The sequence below is a fragment of the Spirosoma sp. SC4-14 genome, from assembly GCF_037201965.1.
Lineage (GTDB): Bacteria > Bacteroidota > Bacteroidia > Cytophagales > Spirosomataceae > Spirosoma.
Map to the genome: position 1 here is coordinate 6,074,826 of NZ_CP147518.1, position 13,878 is coordinate 6,088,703.

A 13,878-nucleotide genomic window follows, 5' to 3' on the forward strand; every position below is an offset into this window, starting at 1 on the left:
CAGGACTGTTAAACTGCTGGGCTAACCGTTGGTTTACCCAAAATGTTCACCAACAAAAAAGCCATTCACAACCTAAGCTGCAAATGGCTTCCCGGCACGCTATAAGTAACGTATTATTCTGGCTGGAACCGAAGCCGCACAGTATGTAATTCGGTAGCGTCACTAGCATAACCAACCAGTTTTTTGCCGGTTAGTTGCCGCAGGAGCGCATTATTGATTTGCTCATTCTGGCTAAATACTTCCAGTTGGCATAATTCATTTTCAGAGTTGACTCGAAACTGTATCACAACGACACCTGCCTGTTGGCTCGGCCTCAGTGCGTCGGGATACGAAATGTATTTCGCTAACTGCTGCTCCATCGTTGCTTTAGGAGCTTTCGTTTTGCGGGTTTTTGTCGGCGTAGCGTAGGCTTGCGTCGCCAGGAAGCCTACCAGCGTAAGAAGAAAAAGGGACTTTTTCATGACTTCGTTTTAGATATAAATTGAACAATGCCCACTCGCCCAAATCCCTCTATCGAGTCGTAAGGACTAATGTTACGGTAATATTACTCAAATATTAACCAAATGTTACGTGATTTTAAAAACTTAATATTGGAAATAGGTTCACAAGAATACAGGATCAGTACTTCAAATACGATAATCAGTTAATTTACAGCACAATACCAACAGGAAAGGCTACAGTAATGTAGCCTTTCCTGTTGGTCAATATTATCTAAATGTTAAGAAACTTCATTTTTCGGTAAGCAATACCTCAATACGGGACGGATGACTGGTGTCGTGATATAGCCGCATGGTGGCTTTCTGGAAGTCAGACGCTTCGGCGGTACTGATGTTCACGAACGTCTGCGGATTACGGTCTACAATAGGAAACCAGGAATGCTGCACCTGAATCATGAGCCGATGCCCTTTTCTGAAGGTATGCATCACATCAGGCAACTGAAAAGTAACGGACGTCACCTCGCCGGGTTTAAAGGGCTCAGGCTTACTAAAGCTATTCCGAAACCGTCCCCGCAGCACTTCAGCCCGAATCAATCGCTGATAATTTGCCATCTGAATGCCGTTGACCACCTTAGCCGAATCGGGCAATACGTCGATAATTTTCACGATAAAATCGGCATCAGTCCTTGTGGTCGAAGCAAATAGTTTTGCATTGATGGGCCCCGATACAGCCATATCTTCAGACAAAGGTTCGCTTTCAAAAACAACCACATCGGGGCGGTTTGCCACAAACCGCTGATCTTCGATCACATACTGATTGTTACGCCGGGCCTGCACGCCATTTGTATAGGGAACGGGTTTGGCCGGATCGCTCACGTATTCCTCATACGAATCAGTATCCGCTGGCGGGCTAGTCGTTAGCTTTTGTGCCGGAGCCAGATAAAACGATCGCGATTGCGCCGACCTGGGCGGCCAGGCGTCGAACGATTTCCATTGATTCGTACCTGTATCGAAAACCAGCGCTTCGGGTGCGTCGAATGTGCCTTTCTCTTTCAGATGAAACGCAAAAAACGTCGATTCCAGCTTATCACGAAAGTATTGAGCCGTATTCTGCCCAAACGAAAGTGGTCCAAACTGACTCCAGTTGTCGCGCGCCCAGGCACCGTGCGTCCAGGGGCCCATTACGAGCTTGTTCTGATTGCCGGTCGATTGCTTTTCTATGGCTTCGTAGGTTCGTAAGGCACCAAACAGATCTTCGGCATCGAACCAGCCACCTACCACCAATGTGGCGGGTTTTATATTTTTCAGATGTGGGCGAATATTGCGCTTCTGCCAGTAGTCGTCGTAAGTATCGTGCTGGAGGTATTCGTTCCAGATTTTAGCCCGGTTGTTGAAGTAGCTGGGATTGTTGGCGTTTTTGATCGGCCCTAATTCCAGAAAGAATTTGTAGACATCCGTTGGTCGCCACGCAAACATCGGATCGTAATCTTCGACCGGGCCTTTGCGGGGCGCATCGAAATAATTCATGAACGAGAAGTTATCGAGCAGAAAAAAAGCCCCATTATGCCGGGCATCGTCGCCGATAAACTCATCTGTAACCGGAGCCTGGGGCGAAACCGCTTTGAGTGCCGGATGAGCATTGGGCAAGGCCGCCGACGCATAGAACCCCGGATAGGAAATGCCCATCAGGCCAACCCGTCCGTTGTTGTTGGGAATGTTCTTTAACAGCCATTCGATAGTATCGTAGGTATCGGTGCTTTCGTCGGTCGGAACAGGGGTTGCCGGTTTAGCTGTTTTTTTACCGGGTTTTGGTGCGACGCTATAGGAGTCCAGTCCGGGTGTCATTTCTTCGAAGTTACCTTCGCTCATGTAGCGACCGCGCACATCCTGCGATACGAAAATGTACTTTTCCTGCGATAGGTGTTTATTAGGCCCCGGCCCTGATTTTGGGTAATTGGTTTCGCCATATGGCCCTGCCGAATAGGGTGTCCGCTCCATCAGGATAGGATATGGGTTGGTCTTGCTGGCGTCTTTCGGAACATAAATAACGGTGTAGAGTTTTACTCCATCGCGCATAGAAATCTGGCGATCCAGCTTGGTATAGTTTTGCCGGACAGAGACCGAATCCGACTGGGCGTAGCCGAGGGAACCAAGACTCAGCATCCCGAAGATCAATAGTGACGTGCGAATCATGAACAGTTTTTTCTGGACACAAAGAACACGAAGAAGGCACAAAGCGCACAAAGAAGCAAATCGATCTTCGTGTTCTTTGTGCCTCAACAATTCACAGCCGCACCGTTCGCAACCGCAGGCTGTTCGTTACGACCGATACGGAACTGAGCGCCATGGCGGCTCCGGCAATCATAGGATTCAGCAAAAAGCCAAACGCCGGATACAGGACTCCCGCAGCAATTGGAATCCCAATCACATTATAGATAAATGCCCAGAACAGATTCTGCCGAATTGCCTGAACGGTTTTCCGCGACAGTTGTAATGCTTTCGGCACACTGGTCAAATCAGACGTGATAAGCGTCATTTTGGCTACGTCCATGGCAATATCGGAACCTTTGCCCATCGCTACACTCACATCGGCCTGCGCCAGTGCCTGCGAGTCGTTAATGCCATCGCCCACCATAGCCACTACGTTGCCCTGCGCCTGTAGTTCCTTCACAAATGCCGCTTTATCAGACGGCAATACATCGGATCGGTAGTTGCGAATGCCAGCCTGCCGGGCAATGGCGGCTGCGGTCTGGGCATTATCGCCGGTCATCATATACACATCGATACCCTGCTGCTGAAGTTTTTCGACAGCCTGACGCGATGTGGCTTTTATAGGATCGGCAATGGCAATCAAGGCCAGCACCTGCCAGTCGTCGGCAAAGAAAACAACCGTTTTAGCCGCTTTCCGAAGCTCATCAGCCTGGGTCTGGATCGTATTGCTTAGCGCAATACCTTTCGATTCAACTAATGCCTGGTTGCCAATAGTATAGGTTTTGTTCTGATACATTCCCTGCACGCCATGACCGGTTATGCTCTCGAACCGTTCGATAGCAACACCAGCCATGTCTGAAAGCTTTAGGGACTCAGTAACGGCATCGGCCAGCGGATGTTCCGACTGCAACTCAAGGGCATACAGTACTGACGTTAGGTGCGGTTGCTGGTCAGCACTGGCCAGCCAGATCAAATCTGTCACTACCGGTTTTCCTTCGGTAAGTGTGCCGGTTTTATCGAGCACCACGGCATTGACCCGGTATCCGAGTTCAAGGCTTTCGGCATCTTTAATGAGGATGTTATTTTCAGCTCCCTTCCCTACCCCAACCATAATGGCCGTTGGCGTGGCCAATCCAAGCGCACAAGGGCAGGCAATCACCAGCACCGTTACAGAAGTTAGTAACGCCGTTGTCAGTGCGTTTTCGCCACCGACAACCATCCAGACAATAAACGTCAGTACGGCAATGCCCAACACGACCGGCACAAATATGGCCGCAATTTTGTCGACCAGCCGCTGAACGGGTGCTTTGCTCCCCTGAGCCTCCTGCACGGTCCGAATGATTCGGGCAAGCACCGTGTTGGCTCCGACCTTGTCGGCCCGAAACCGAAAACTTCCTTTCTGGTTGATCGTACCCGCAAATACAGCTCCTCCTGTTATTTTCTCTACCGGAATTGGCTCGCCACTAATCATGCTTTCGTCGACGAACGATGCTCCCGCTACCACAACGCCATCGACCGGAATTCGCTCACCCGGCCGCACAACCAGCACATCGCCTACCTGTACGTCGGCAATTGGAATGTCGCGTTCGGTATCACCGTCGACAAGTCGTACGGTTTTGGGCTGAAGCCCCATCAATTTTTTTATAGCCGACGACGTATTCGATTTGGCACGCTCTTCGAGCAATTTGCCCAATGAGATAAAGGCAATCACAACCGCTGCCGCTTCGAAATAAACGTGCGGATGCTGTCCTCGTTTCGTCCAGAAATCGGGATTGATGGTTGTGAAGGCACTGAACAGGAACGCAATACCGGTGCTGAGGGCCACTAGCGTATCCATATTTGCGTTTCCGTGCCGCGCCTGTTTCCAGGCATTCGTAAAATACGAGCGGCCAAGCCCAAACACAACGGGAGCTGCCAGGGCCATCATGATGTAATTCGCATAAGGCCCCGGAAATCCGGGACGATCCATAAATACCATCCCGATCAGCACAATAGGAATCGACAGCACAACGGCCCAGATGGTTCGCTGCCGGAGTGTATTATACTGTTGCTGTTGTGCTTCCTGCTGAATCTGCCAGGCATCGTCGCCCGTGACCTCGTCGTTCTCGATAACAATGTCGTATCCAATCGATTGTACGGCCTTCTGCAACCCTTCGGGAGTTACAACTGTCGGATCATATTGCACCCAGGCACTCTGATTGGCGTAGTTGACTCCCGCATCGTTCACACCCGGTGTATGTTTGAGAATCGACTCAACGCTGACAGCGCAGGCCGCACAACTCATTTCCAGCACCGGAAACGTTTTTTTTATAGCCGAAGCCGTTGCTTTGGACTTCGGCTCAGAAACAGAGGTGTTCATTTGGTTTCGGGATTCCGTTTATAGTTCATTGTTTATAGTCTATGGTTGCTCCGCCTATTCAGAACCTAAATGAGCAGAGCAATCATAGACTATAAACAATAAATTATAAACCATAAACTCATTAGTTCAACAACTCCGCTTTATATCCGGCCTTTTCGAGCGCTTGTTTAACGTCGGTAGCCGTTCCGGTATCGGTTGTGAGCACCTTATTAACGTCCTGAAGATCAACCTGCCAGTGACCTTCGCCAACAGTTTCATTCAAAAAAGGAGTAACGGTGGCAATACAGCCCCCGCATTTGATATTGGTCTTAAATTTGAGAGTTTCCATAATAGCATTATTTATCCCTGATTGTCAGTCTGTTTCCCCAATAACCCAGGCGAACCAGACCGGCAGAACAAAGGTCGTCTGGCTGAGCCGTTTTTCTGTTACAGAATTGCAGACCAGCTTTATAAAATAACCTGAATAAAGAAAAATGAGTTGCTTTCGCAGATACATAGACCGGCAAAATCTGACAACTCTGGTCGAGTTTCTTATTAAAAAAACAAAACCATTGGTCAAGTAGTTATCACATCGACTTTCCAACGAGTCAGTACCGTAGCTCAACGATTTATTTATGAAAAGTTTACCTATGAAACCAACCGAAAACCCGGCGCTGCTGCGGGCTGCCTTAAATCATTCGGGTGGTGGAGTTATGCTGTTCGAATGCCTTCGGACAGCAACTGGTCATATTCAGGATTTTCGACTGATCGTTGCTAACCAGTTTGCCGAGTCCATTGTTGGTATGAGTGAAGCCGACATGCTGAATCGGCTGGCCAGTGAACTACTTCCTCAACTAACAGCATTGCAAGAACAGGCTGTAGAGGTTGTCGATACGGGCAAGACGGTCGAAACTGAACTGTCAGTTTGGTCATCAGCTCAGTCAACTAATCGATGGTTCAGGGCTAGCCTTCAAAAATATGGCGATGGTCTGGCTCTGTCGCTTGTCGATATTACATCGATCAGACAGGAAACCAGTTTGATTGAGGATGTTCTGAACGGCTCAATCAATGGTATGATTGCTTATGATGCCCTACGGGACAACAACGGGAATCTCTATGATTTGCGGGTGCGGCTGGCTAACGAGGCCGCGGTTCGGATTCTTGGCAGATCGCTACCGTCACTACTCAATCAGACCTTACGAACCCTCTTTCCGTCTGTTACGACAACAGGTTTATTTGATCGTTACAAACATACCGTCGATACGGGCGAATCGCAGCGGTTTGAGTTTCATTATACGCACGACGGATTAAATGGCTGGTTCGATATTTCGATCTGCAAACTTGGCGATGGCATGCTGCTGACCTTTATGGATATTACCTCCACAAAGCATTACGAGCAGAATTTGCAGAACCTGATCGCTACCTTAAAACAATCGAACCAGAATCTGGAACGATTTGCCTACGTAGCCAGTCATGATTTGCAGGAGCCCCTCCGAAAAATCCAGTCGTTTGGCGATATACTGCTTAGCCAGTCGGAGGACAGTTTAGGCCCCAGCAGTCTCAATCTGATTAACCGGATGCAATTGGCCGCCCAACGGATGAACACGCTTATTCATGACCTGCTCGCCTTTTCGCGGTTATCGGCAGAACATCAATCGTTCAAACGGATCAGTTTACAGCAGATTGTCAGTGATGTACTGAACGATCTGGAAGTCGCAATCCACGATAAAAAAGCGATTATCGATGTCGATTCTTTACCTATTATTGAAGGCGATCGCGGCCAACTGTATCAGCTTTTTCAGAATTTACTGAGCAATTCGCTAAAATTCATTTTTCCCAATACAATTGCCCGCATTCGTATCGACTGCAAGCAATTGACCGGAGCAGACATCATTCCGCTGCCAGGGCAAACGGTGTCGGGCACCGATCTGAATCATCTGTTTTATGCGATTGGTGTTATCGACAACGGCATTGGTTTCGATGAAAAATACCTGAACCAGATTTTCACTGTTTTTCAGCGGCTACACACCCGCAGTGAATATCAGGGCACGGGTATAGGTTTGTCGATTGTGCAGAAAGTTGCCGAAAATCATAAAGGCTACATTAGTGCCCACAGTAAACCAGGCCACGGGGCAACATTTACGGTCTACCTTCCTGTTCTGGAGAAACAAGTTAGTTTGTAGTTTATGGTTGCTCTGCTGGAGAAAGTACTTAAGGGCAGAGCAACCATAAACTACAAACTAATACCGCTCATTGCCTTCCTCCTCTTCCTCGGCAAGTTCAGCGATTTCATTGTCCAGCTCATCGTCTGAAATATCTTCCAGCAAATCGGCGGGCAAATCGTCCATATCTTCGCCGTTCGAGACTTCGTCGGTCGCATGGCGGGCCGTAGCGTTATCGGTGTATAGCAATGTGTCGGAAGCTTCTTCATCGCCCGGATTCAGAATATCAGGCCGATTTCTGACGCCCAGACCTGCATAGACGACAGCATCTTCTTCTTCGTTGTTGTCGGGCATATTATTATGCTGGGGCGACATTCCTTCCAGTGGCCCGCCGGTATTCTGATCGACGCGCTGCCGGTCTGAATTGTTCGTATTTTCCATAATGGTTCAGTGGTTAGTTTCAGTAACTAAGAAACTATCAATTCAGGAAAGAGTTTTCGTTACTTCCATAGAACTACTTTCTGTATTTGCGCAGGCCGGTTATCGGCCGATAATCGAAGCAAATAGGTACCATCGGGTAAGGTTCCCAGATCGAGCACCGATTCCTGATCAATTGTTACGGTCTGAACGGGCAACATCGATTGCCCCGATAACGAAGTCAGCTCAATACGACCCGTATAGGGTGGCCGAACGGTCAGATACCGATCGGTTGGATTTGGAAATACCCAGGGGCCGGTGGGTTCTTCGGGCAAGCCCGTAACAACTATTTTCTGCGATGTATTTTTTAGATACCGAATTCCGCCGGCTACACTTCCCACCAGCAAATCGGGCAATTGATCGCCATCGAGATCAGCTACCGTAGCAATGAGACCTTTGCCAGGCAAGCCGATAGCGGGTAACGAATCGAGCAATGTCAGCGACTGGTCAGGTTTATCGGGAAACTGATAAATCCGCACCCGACCATTGGTAGAAGCCGTAATGATTTCGTTTTTCTGATCGCCATTCAGATCGGCCACTACCAGCGAGCGTGCCCTATCATAATAGGAGTTATCGTTGGTGAATCCGCCAAAAGTCTGATTCTGCAACTGCAATACGGGATTTGCTGCTGTTCCCGTATTCCGGTAATACTGCACCGTGCCATCGAGTTTTCCGACCAATACATCCATCTTACCATCATGATCGACATCAGTAAACGCAGGCAACTCGCCCGGCACCATTTGTCCGCCCGGATTTGGCCATAGAACGGCGCTGGCAGTATTATATTGAACTGCCGCTCCACGGGCCGCTGCGTTTAAAAACACCCGCGTTTCGAAGCTCTTTCCTACTCCGGTCACAATCAGGTCTATGCTCCCATTGCCATCTACATCGGCAAAGGCAGGAATTGTTCCATAGAGTCCGAATGCCTGTGTTAGGCCCAGATAATCAGTTGTAACGAGCGAAAACGCCGGATTCTGGGTTGTCCCTTTATTTTCAAAATGCCATAAACTGGCCTTATAAGCCGATCCAGAGCGAACACCGCTGTAGCCGATCAGCAAGTCCAGATCGCCATCGCCATCGAGGTCGGCCAATGCCGGGGCTGCGCTTTCGCCCAGATCGAGCATCTCGCTTTGCAGAAAATCTTTCTGAACCAGTTGAAAACTGGGTTTCTGGTTTGTGCCTATATTCCGATAAAACCAGCCCGACGCCCTAAAATCGTAGGCGTAGTTATCATTGAAATCGTTATAGGTCGAAGCCAGAAGGTCTTTCACACCGTCGCCATCGGCATCTTCCCAATAGGCAGCCGCATAAGCCGGGAATATAATTGGGTTCTGGGCCGGATACAGGCTATCGAACGACGTAAATCGGGCGTTTTCGTCGTTGGTTCCGGTGTTGTGCAGCACTGCCAGATTTTCGCAGGTTACGAACCCAAACAGCAGGTCTTTTTTGCCATCGCCATCGGTATCCAAAATGCTCAGCGTATTGCCCGAATGCGCTGGTCTGGCTCCCCTCTGGCTAATCGTTGCTGACCCAACGGTTCCATCGCACTGAATGCCGAAGGTGAAGTCGTTGCAATATTCTTTAATAAAATGGCCCCAGATCTGGCAACTCGACCGCACAAAGTCGAGCCCATCTTTTCTGCCCGTCCGCTCCACACTCATGTTCTGGTGGTAGTCGATAATGTTACCCGTTGGATCGAATGAAAGAATATCGATATCGCCGTCGTCGTCATAATCAGTAATAGCGGGAAAATCTGTCGATCCGGCATATAAAATCTGTTTTCCCGCAAAGCCTACCGTCATGACCGGATTGACTGCCGACTGGAAGGAAATCTGACCATTCTGGAACACATTCCGATAAACGGCAATACTCCCCGCCCCGAGCGTAAAGAGGTCTTTCCGACCGTCGCCATCATAATCGACTAGCACCAGCCAACTATTAATTTCAGGAAACACAGCCTCGTATTCGGGTGCATACTGCCAGGCAATGCCACTGCCGGTGGGGTTATCGATAGCAACAAAGGTGCTGACTTTGCTGGTTGCCCGGTCAAACACCACCAGATCGTCGCGCTCGTCGCTGTTTAGCCGAACGGTTGCATACTGGGTGGCATTCAGGCCACCCACCCATGGATTGAGCAAAGCCCGGCCATTTATACTAACGGTAGGTTTCTGATCATACTGAAAGCCATAGGCCGGTGTAGCCGACTGGCCTTTTGTTAGCAGCGGAAGCGCGAAAAAACAAAGCGTAAACAGCTTTTTCATCTAATTTTGGGCAACTCTCAATAAAACGGCTTTCCATACAACGCTCAATAAACAGGCAGTTTGGAAACCCGATTCACACACAACAACGAACTACGACTTCATTTATGTCTATCGGTATGCGATCAACGGCAGAACTTTATTCGAAATTTCTGGAATGCACGGGCGTTTCGACAGATACGCGCAAGATTACGGCCGACTGCCTGTTTGTGGCGCTTAAGGGTGATAAGTTCGACGGTAACCAGTTTGCCGAACAGGCGCTGGCCTCGGGTGCTCGTTATGCCCTTGTCGATGATCCGGCGCTGGCGCACCACAACCGCTGTTTGCTGACATCGGATAGCCTCATGGCCTTGCAGGATCTGGCCCGTTACCACCGGCAAACGCTGAACATTCCAGTTATTGGGCTGACGGGGTCGAATGGTAAAACCACAACTAAAGAGCTGATCGCGGCTGTTTTGTCGAAGAACTATAGCACCTATGCCACCATCGGCAATCTGAACAACCACATTGGCGTGCCTCTTACGCTGCTCTCCATTACCGAACAATATGAAATGGCTGTAGTGGAAATGGGGGCAAACCACCAGAAAGAAATTGAATTGCTTTGCTCCATTGCGCAGCCGACCCACGGCCTGATTACTAACATAGGCAAAGCCCACCTCGAAGGGTTCGGTGGTATCGAAGGTGTTCGAAAAGGCAAAGGTGAGCTATACGACTATCTGGCGCAAAACGCCCGCACCGTATTTATTAACTCCCGCGACACTACCCTAACGGCCATGTATCGCGAACGCCTGAAGTCGATCCGGTCCGAAACCACCTTTGCCGAAGCGATTTTTTACCCTGGCGATCCTGTCGAACTGCTTCAGGAGTCGCCAATGGTGAGCTATCGGGACGCCGAAGGCCATGAAGTAACAACACATCTGCCCGGTCGGCATAATTTCGAAAATATGCTGGCTGCACTGGCCATTGGGCAGTATTTCGGGGTTTCGGTAGCCGACGCGAACCGGGCCATTGCCGACTACAATCCGACGAACAATCGTTCGCAGCTTATTCATAAAGGCTCCAACACCATTCTGCTGGATGCCTATAATGCCAACCCTAGTTCGATGGCAGCAGCTATCCGGCAGTTTGCGGCCATGCCAGCCAAACGAAAAGTCGTCATTCTGGGTGATATGTATGAACTCGGCGACGAAAGCCCGGCCGAACATGCCGCACTGGGCAAACTCATTGCCGACAGCCAGTTCGATGTGGTGATTCTGGCCGGAAAAGATATGCAGCACGCGCTCGGATCGCTCCCCAAAGCCTACTACATTCCCGATAAGTTTTCGCTGCATAACTGGCTGATGGATCATCCCATGACCGATACCCATATTCTGGTGAAAGGATCACGCGGTATGGGCCTGGAATCGGTCGTGCCGTTTTTGTGAGGTTATCGATTCGGTTATGGAAATAGACGTTCTGGCAACTCTATTTCTAAAACTAATCTCATGAACGTTTTAGGCACTGCAATCTTACTGGTTGGGCTATTGGCAACCGTCTCTCTTTCGTGTAAGCATTCGCCAGGTGCATTGCAGCGTGTAGCGGATGAAGACTACCAGGTGTATTCGGCTTACCTAAACGATTTTATTTTTTATCCGAACATTCCACCAACGGGACAAATCGTCATCTACGACTCAACCAGCATGAGCCCCGCCGATATTGATCCGAGAACCCCCTGGAGTTGGGTGCGTACCTATTCGGGCAACCGATGTTTTTATGAAAACGACTCGGTTACATGCCAGAAAGTAAAGGACCCCGTGTGGGTTTCACTGTTCGACTCACTGAAGAAACTACCCCAGCGCAGCCCTGTACACCTACTTCCAAAATTTGATGTTCATGCCTATAAGCCAATCCTAGGTTCGCGAGCCTTTATTACTCAGTTGGTTGAACACGAGCCTGCATTAACCCATTACGTTTTCACCTTTTCGTCAATTATCTATAATGCCAATAAAACCAAATCGCTTTTTTTCAGTAGTTTTTATTGTGGCGGGACTTGTGGACGTGGGGAGTTAATTATGCTGGAAAAAGTTAACCAGACCTGGAATCTGATCGATTGTTTCCGATTCTGGATTGCCTGACGCTTATGAATCAATTACGAACAGTTAGCATTTACGTAGTTTTAATATTGTCGACACTGTGCTCCTTCGCGCAGGAAAACCGATTCGAAAAAGAGATTGAGGCTTTCGAAGCCCAGGACAAACAAACCCCACCCCCTGCCCGACCTATTGTGTTTACGGGAAGTTCATCGATCCGGCTCTGGCCCGACCTGCCAAGCTATTTCCCTGATAAAGTTGTCTTGAATCGTGGATTTGGCGGCTCCGAACTCAGCGACGTCCGTCACTTTGCCGATCGCATCATTGTTCGGTACAAACCCAAACAGGTTGTGCTCTATGCGGGCGAAAATGACATTGCCGCCGGGAAAACCGCTCAGCAAACCTTCGAGCGGTTCGTCGATGTTTTTCAGTATGTGCGTCAGAAATTACCGAAAGTGTCTTTTGTCTTCATTTCTATTAAGTTAAGCCCATCGCGTCGGAAATTCTGGCCTGCTGTCAACGAAGCCAATCAGTTAATCAGCCAGTATTTGAAAAAGCAGAAAAAGGCCCGTTTTGTCGACATCGGGCCGTCGATGGAAGGCTCTCACCATGAACCAATGGGCAGCCTGTTTAAATCCGACAGTCTGCATATGCTCGATGCAGGCTATCAGCGCTGGGCTCCGGTCATAAAGCCGTATCTGAAATAGACATTGGTCATAAGCCATTGGAAACAGAGAAATAGGTAATGACAATTGACTAATGATCAATGACTACAACCCTATTTCCATCCGTATGTCGGCGCGGGCGTAGGGCGTTGGTATACTAACTACTTCCCGAAAGCCTATACTGGCATATAGCGTCAGGGCGGGTGTTAGTCTGCGGTTCGATTCGAGCCAGACGGTTTTTACGCCAAGCTGCCGGGCATAATCGAGCGCAGCCAGGCATAGCTTTTTGCCGATGCCTTTTCCGTGCGCTTTAGGCGACACGGCCATTTTGGCCAGCTCGAAACCCGATTCGCCCATATTGACCATAGCAACACAGCCCATAACCTCCTCACCTGCTTTAGCCAGAAAAATCTGGCCATCGTTCGGCAATACATATGTTTCAGGATGATCTAGCTGTTCCAGATCGTGCGGCTCAACCCGGAAATAGGTTTCAATCCATTCAATATTAAGCCGTTTGAAATCGGGCTGATAGGCTGGTGAGTAGGAAATGATAGAGAGTTGATCCATAGCGAGTTTATCAGGAGAGTTGGCAGCAGTTAGCTGATCCAGAATACGATCATAAAAATTTCGTTCGGCCAGTTGCGCTTCCATTTCCTGAAGCGATACCAGCAAATTGTGCGTTTGATTACCGATCATGCTCTTGTTGACGGCAATAAAGGCATCCCAGAGCGGCTGGAGTTTTGGCAACATAGCCTGACCGGCCTGACTCAACGATAAAAGCCGCTTACGACCGTCCTGTTCTGATTTGGCCGACACAACCAATCCGTGCTTTTCCAGTTCATTGATAACCTGAATCACTGCCGGATGCGTAATGCCTAACCGATCGGCAATTTCCATAACGGCCACTGGTCCTTGCCGGGCTATCAGCACAAAAACGGTGGCCCAGCGTACGTCGAAGTCCAGGCCCGATTGCCGATACGTTGCCGTTACTCCTTGCCAATACAAATCACTCAACCGCCGAAGCCGACTAGCAAGCGCCAGTTCGGCCATTTCTGCCATAAAATCCATAACTATGTAAGAAGAAACGTAAGTACTTACATAGTTAAAAAAATAGTTTTTTATTTCCAAATCTGTTCAGCAAAACTGCCGATTCATCAAAAAGCGCTCCTGTAAACAGCTCTAAAATCTATGGATACTTAGCCAGATGCTAAACTATTGGCACCTGAATAGGGATTCTACATAATCATCTGTATTTTTGCAT

The 13,878-nt window shown here is 49.0% G+C and carries 11 protein-coding genes; 4 read left to right on the top strand and 7 right to left on the bottom strand.

Translation table 11 applies throughout. The annotated features are described in order from the left end of the window. Positions 1 to 113: 113 nt before the first annotated feature. The 4 genes from WBJ53_RS24900 to WBJ53_RS24915 all read right to left on the bottom strand — a co-directional run bounded on the left by WBJ53_RS24900 (position 114) and on the right by WBJ53_RS24915 (position 5,335). Positions 114 to 461 (bottom strand): hypothetical protein, encoded by a 348-nt coding sequence (locus WBJ53_RS24900; protein ID WP_338871249.1) that lies wholly within the window; start codon positions 459 to 461, stop codon positions 114 to 116. A 267-nt stretch (positions 462 to 728) separates the two neighbouring features. Beyond that, the gene (locus tag WBJ53_RS24905) at positions 729 to 2,630 is read right to left on the bottom strand and encodes a CocE/NonD family hydrolase (protein ID WP_338871251.1); all 1,902 of its coding nucleotides are present in this window, start codon (positions 2,628 to 2,630) and stop codon (positions 729 to 731) included. 91 nt (positions 2,631 to 2,721) lie between these two features. Continuing rightward, positions 2,722 to 5,007: a heavy metal translocating P-type ATPase gene (locus WBJ53_RS24910; RefSeq protein WP_338871253.1), complete on the bottom strand. Its 2,286-nt coding sequence runs from the start codon at positions 5,005 to 5,007 to the stop codon at positions 2,722 to 2,724. Positions 5,008 to 5,128: 121 nt separating this feature from the next. Further along, complete coding sequence (locus WBJ53_RS24915; RefSeq protein WP_338871255.1) at positions 5,129 to 5,335, bottom strand: heavy-metal-associated domain-containing protein; 207 nt, start codon at positions 5,333 to 5,335, stop codon at positions 5,129 to 5,131. A 286-nt stretch (positions 5,336 to 5,621) separates the two neighbouring features. Here WBJ53_RS24915 and WBJ53_RS24920 point away from each other — a divergent pair, with 286 nt between their 5' ends. Continuing rightward, positions 5,622 to 7,169 carry an ATP-binding protein gene (locus WBJ53_RS24920; RefSeq protein WP_338871257.1) on the top strand — a complete coding sequence of 516 codons (1,548 nt, stop codon included), beginning with the start codon at positions 5,622 to 5,624 and terminating at the stop codon, positions 7,167 to 7,169. Positions 7,170 to 7,226: 57 nt separating this feature from the next. Here the strand turns inward: WBJ53_RS24920 and WBJ53_RS24925 are convergent, their stop codons facing one another. Together WBJ53_RS24925 and WBJ53_RS24930 are read right to left on the bottom strand one after the other, a co-directional pair. After that, positions 7,227 to 7,589, bottom strand: coding sequence for a hypothetical protein (locus WBJ53_RS24925; protein WP_338871259.1), 363 nt, complete (start codon positions 7,587 to 7,589; stop codon positions 7,227 to 7,229). Between the two features lie 59 nt (positions 7,590 to 7,648). Beyond that, the gene (locus tag WBJ53_RS24930) at positions 7,649 to 9,886 is read right to left on the bottom strand and encodes a T9SS type A sorting domain-containing protein (RefSeq protein ID WP_338871261.1); all 2,238 of its coding nucleotides are present in this window, start codon (positions 9,884 to 9,886) and stop codon (positions 7,649 to 7,651) included. A gap of 104 nt (positions 9,887 to 9,990) precedes the next feature. On the opposite strand from WBJ53_RS24930, the gene murF reads away from it, so the two are divergent. From murF to WBJ53_RS24945, 3 genes are read left to right on the top strand one after another with little or no spacing between them, the layout of a single operon-like run. Next, positions 9,991 to 11,307, top strand: coding sequence for a UDP-N-acetylmuramoyl-tripeptide--D-alanyl-D-alanine ligase (gene murF, locus WBJ53_RS24935; RefSeq protein WP_338871263.1), 1,317 nt, complete (start codon positions 9,991 to 9,993; stop codon positions 11,305 to 11,307). A gap of 60 nt (positions 11,308 to 11,367) precedes the next feature. After that, positions 11,368 to 11,997 (top strand): hypothetical protein, encoded by a 630-nt coding sequence (locus WBJ53_RS24940; RefSeq protein WP_338871265.1) that lies wholly within the window; start codon positions 11,368 to 11,370, stop codon positions 11,995 to 11,997. 5 nt (positions 11,998 to 12,002) lie between these two features. Beyond that, a complete protein-coding gene (locus tag WBJ53_RS24945; protein WP_338871266.1) occupies positions 12,003 to 12,659 on the top strand; it encodes a GDSL-type esterase/lipase family protein in 657 nt (218 codons plus the stop codon). A 63-nt stretch (positions 12,660 to 12,722) separates the two neighbouring features. On the opposite strand, the gene WBJ53_RS24950 is transcribed toward WBJ53_RS24945, so the two are convergent. Beyond that, positions 12,723 to 13,685, bottom strand: a complete 963-nt coding sequence (locus WBJ53_RS24950; protein ID WP_338871268.1) for a bifunctional helix-turn-helix transcriptional regulator/GNAT family N-acetyltransferase — start codon at positions 13,683 to 13,685, stop codon at positions 12,723 to 12,725. Positions 13,686 to 13,878: the final 193 nt, after the last annotated feature.

Excerpts from the sequence above, each read along its gene's own strand:
- WBJ53_RS24900 (WP_338871249.1), bottom strand. The coding sequence starts at position 461 with ATGAAAAAGTCCCTTTTTCTTCTTACGCTGGTAGGCTTCCTGGCGACG.
- WBJ53_RS24905 (WP_338871251.1), bottom strand. The coding sequence starts at position 2,630 with ATGATTCGCACGTCACTATTGATCTTCGGGATGCTGAGTCTTGGTTCC.
- WBJ53_RS24910 (WP_338871253.1), bottom strand. The coding sequence starts at position 5,007 with ATGAACACCTCTGTTTCTGAGCCGAAGTCCAAAGCAACGGCTTCGGCT.
- WBJ53_RS24915 (WP_338871255.1), bottom strand. The coding sequence starts at position 5,335 with ATGGAAACTCTCAAATTTAAGACCAATATCAAATGCGGGGGCTGTATT.
- WBJ53_RS24920 (WP_338871257.1), top strand. The coding sequence starts at position 5,622 with ATGAAAAGTTTACCTATGAAACCAACCGAAAACCCGGCGCTGCTGCGG.
- WBJ53_RS24925 (WP_338871259.1), bottom strand. The coding sequence starts at position 7,589 with ATGGAAAATACGAACAATTCAGACCGGCAGCGCGTCGATCAGAATACC.
- WBJ53_RS24930 (WP_338871261.1), bottom strand. The coding sequence starts at position 9,886 with ATGAAAAAGCTGTTTACGCTTTGTTTTTTCGCGCTTCCGCTGCTAACA.
- murF (WP_338871263.1), top strand. The coding sequence starts at position 9,991 with ATGTCTATCGGTATGCGATCAACGGCAGAACTTTATTCGAAATTTCTG.
- WBJ53_RS24940 (WP_338871265.1), top strand. The coding sequence starts at position 11,368 with ATGAACGTTTTAGGCACTGCAATCTTACTGGTTGGGCTATTGGCAACC.
- WBJ53_RS24945 (WP_338871266.1), top strand. The coding sequence starts at position 12,003 with ATGAATCAATTACGAACAGTTAGCATTTACGTAGTTTTAATATTGTCG.
- WBJ53_RS24950 (WP_338871268.1), bottom strand. The coding sequence starts at position 13,685 with ATGGATTTTATGGCAGAAATGGCCGAACTGGCGCTTGCTAGTCGGCTT.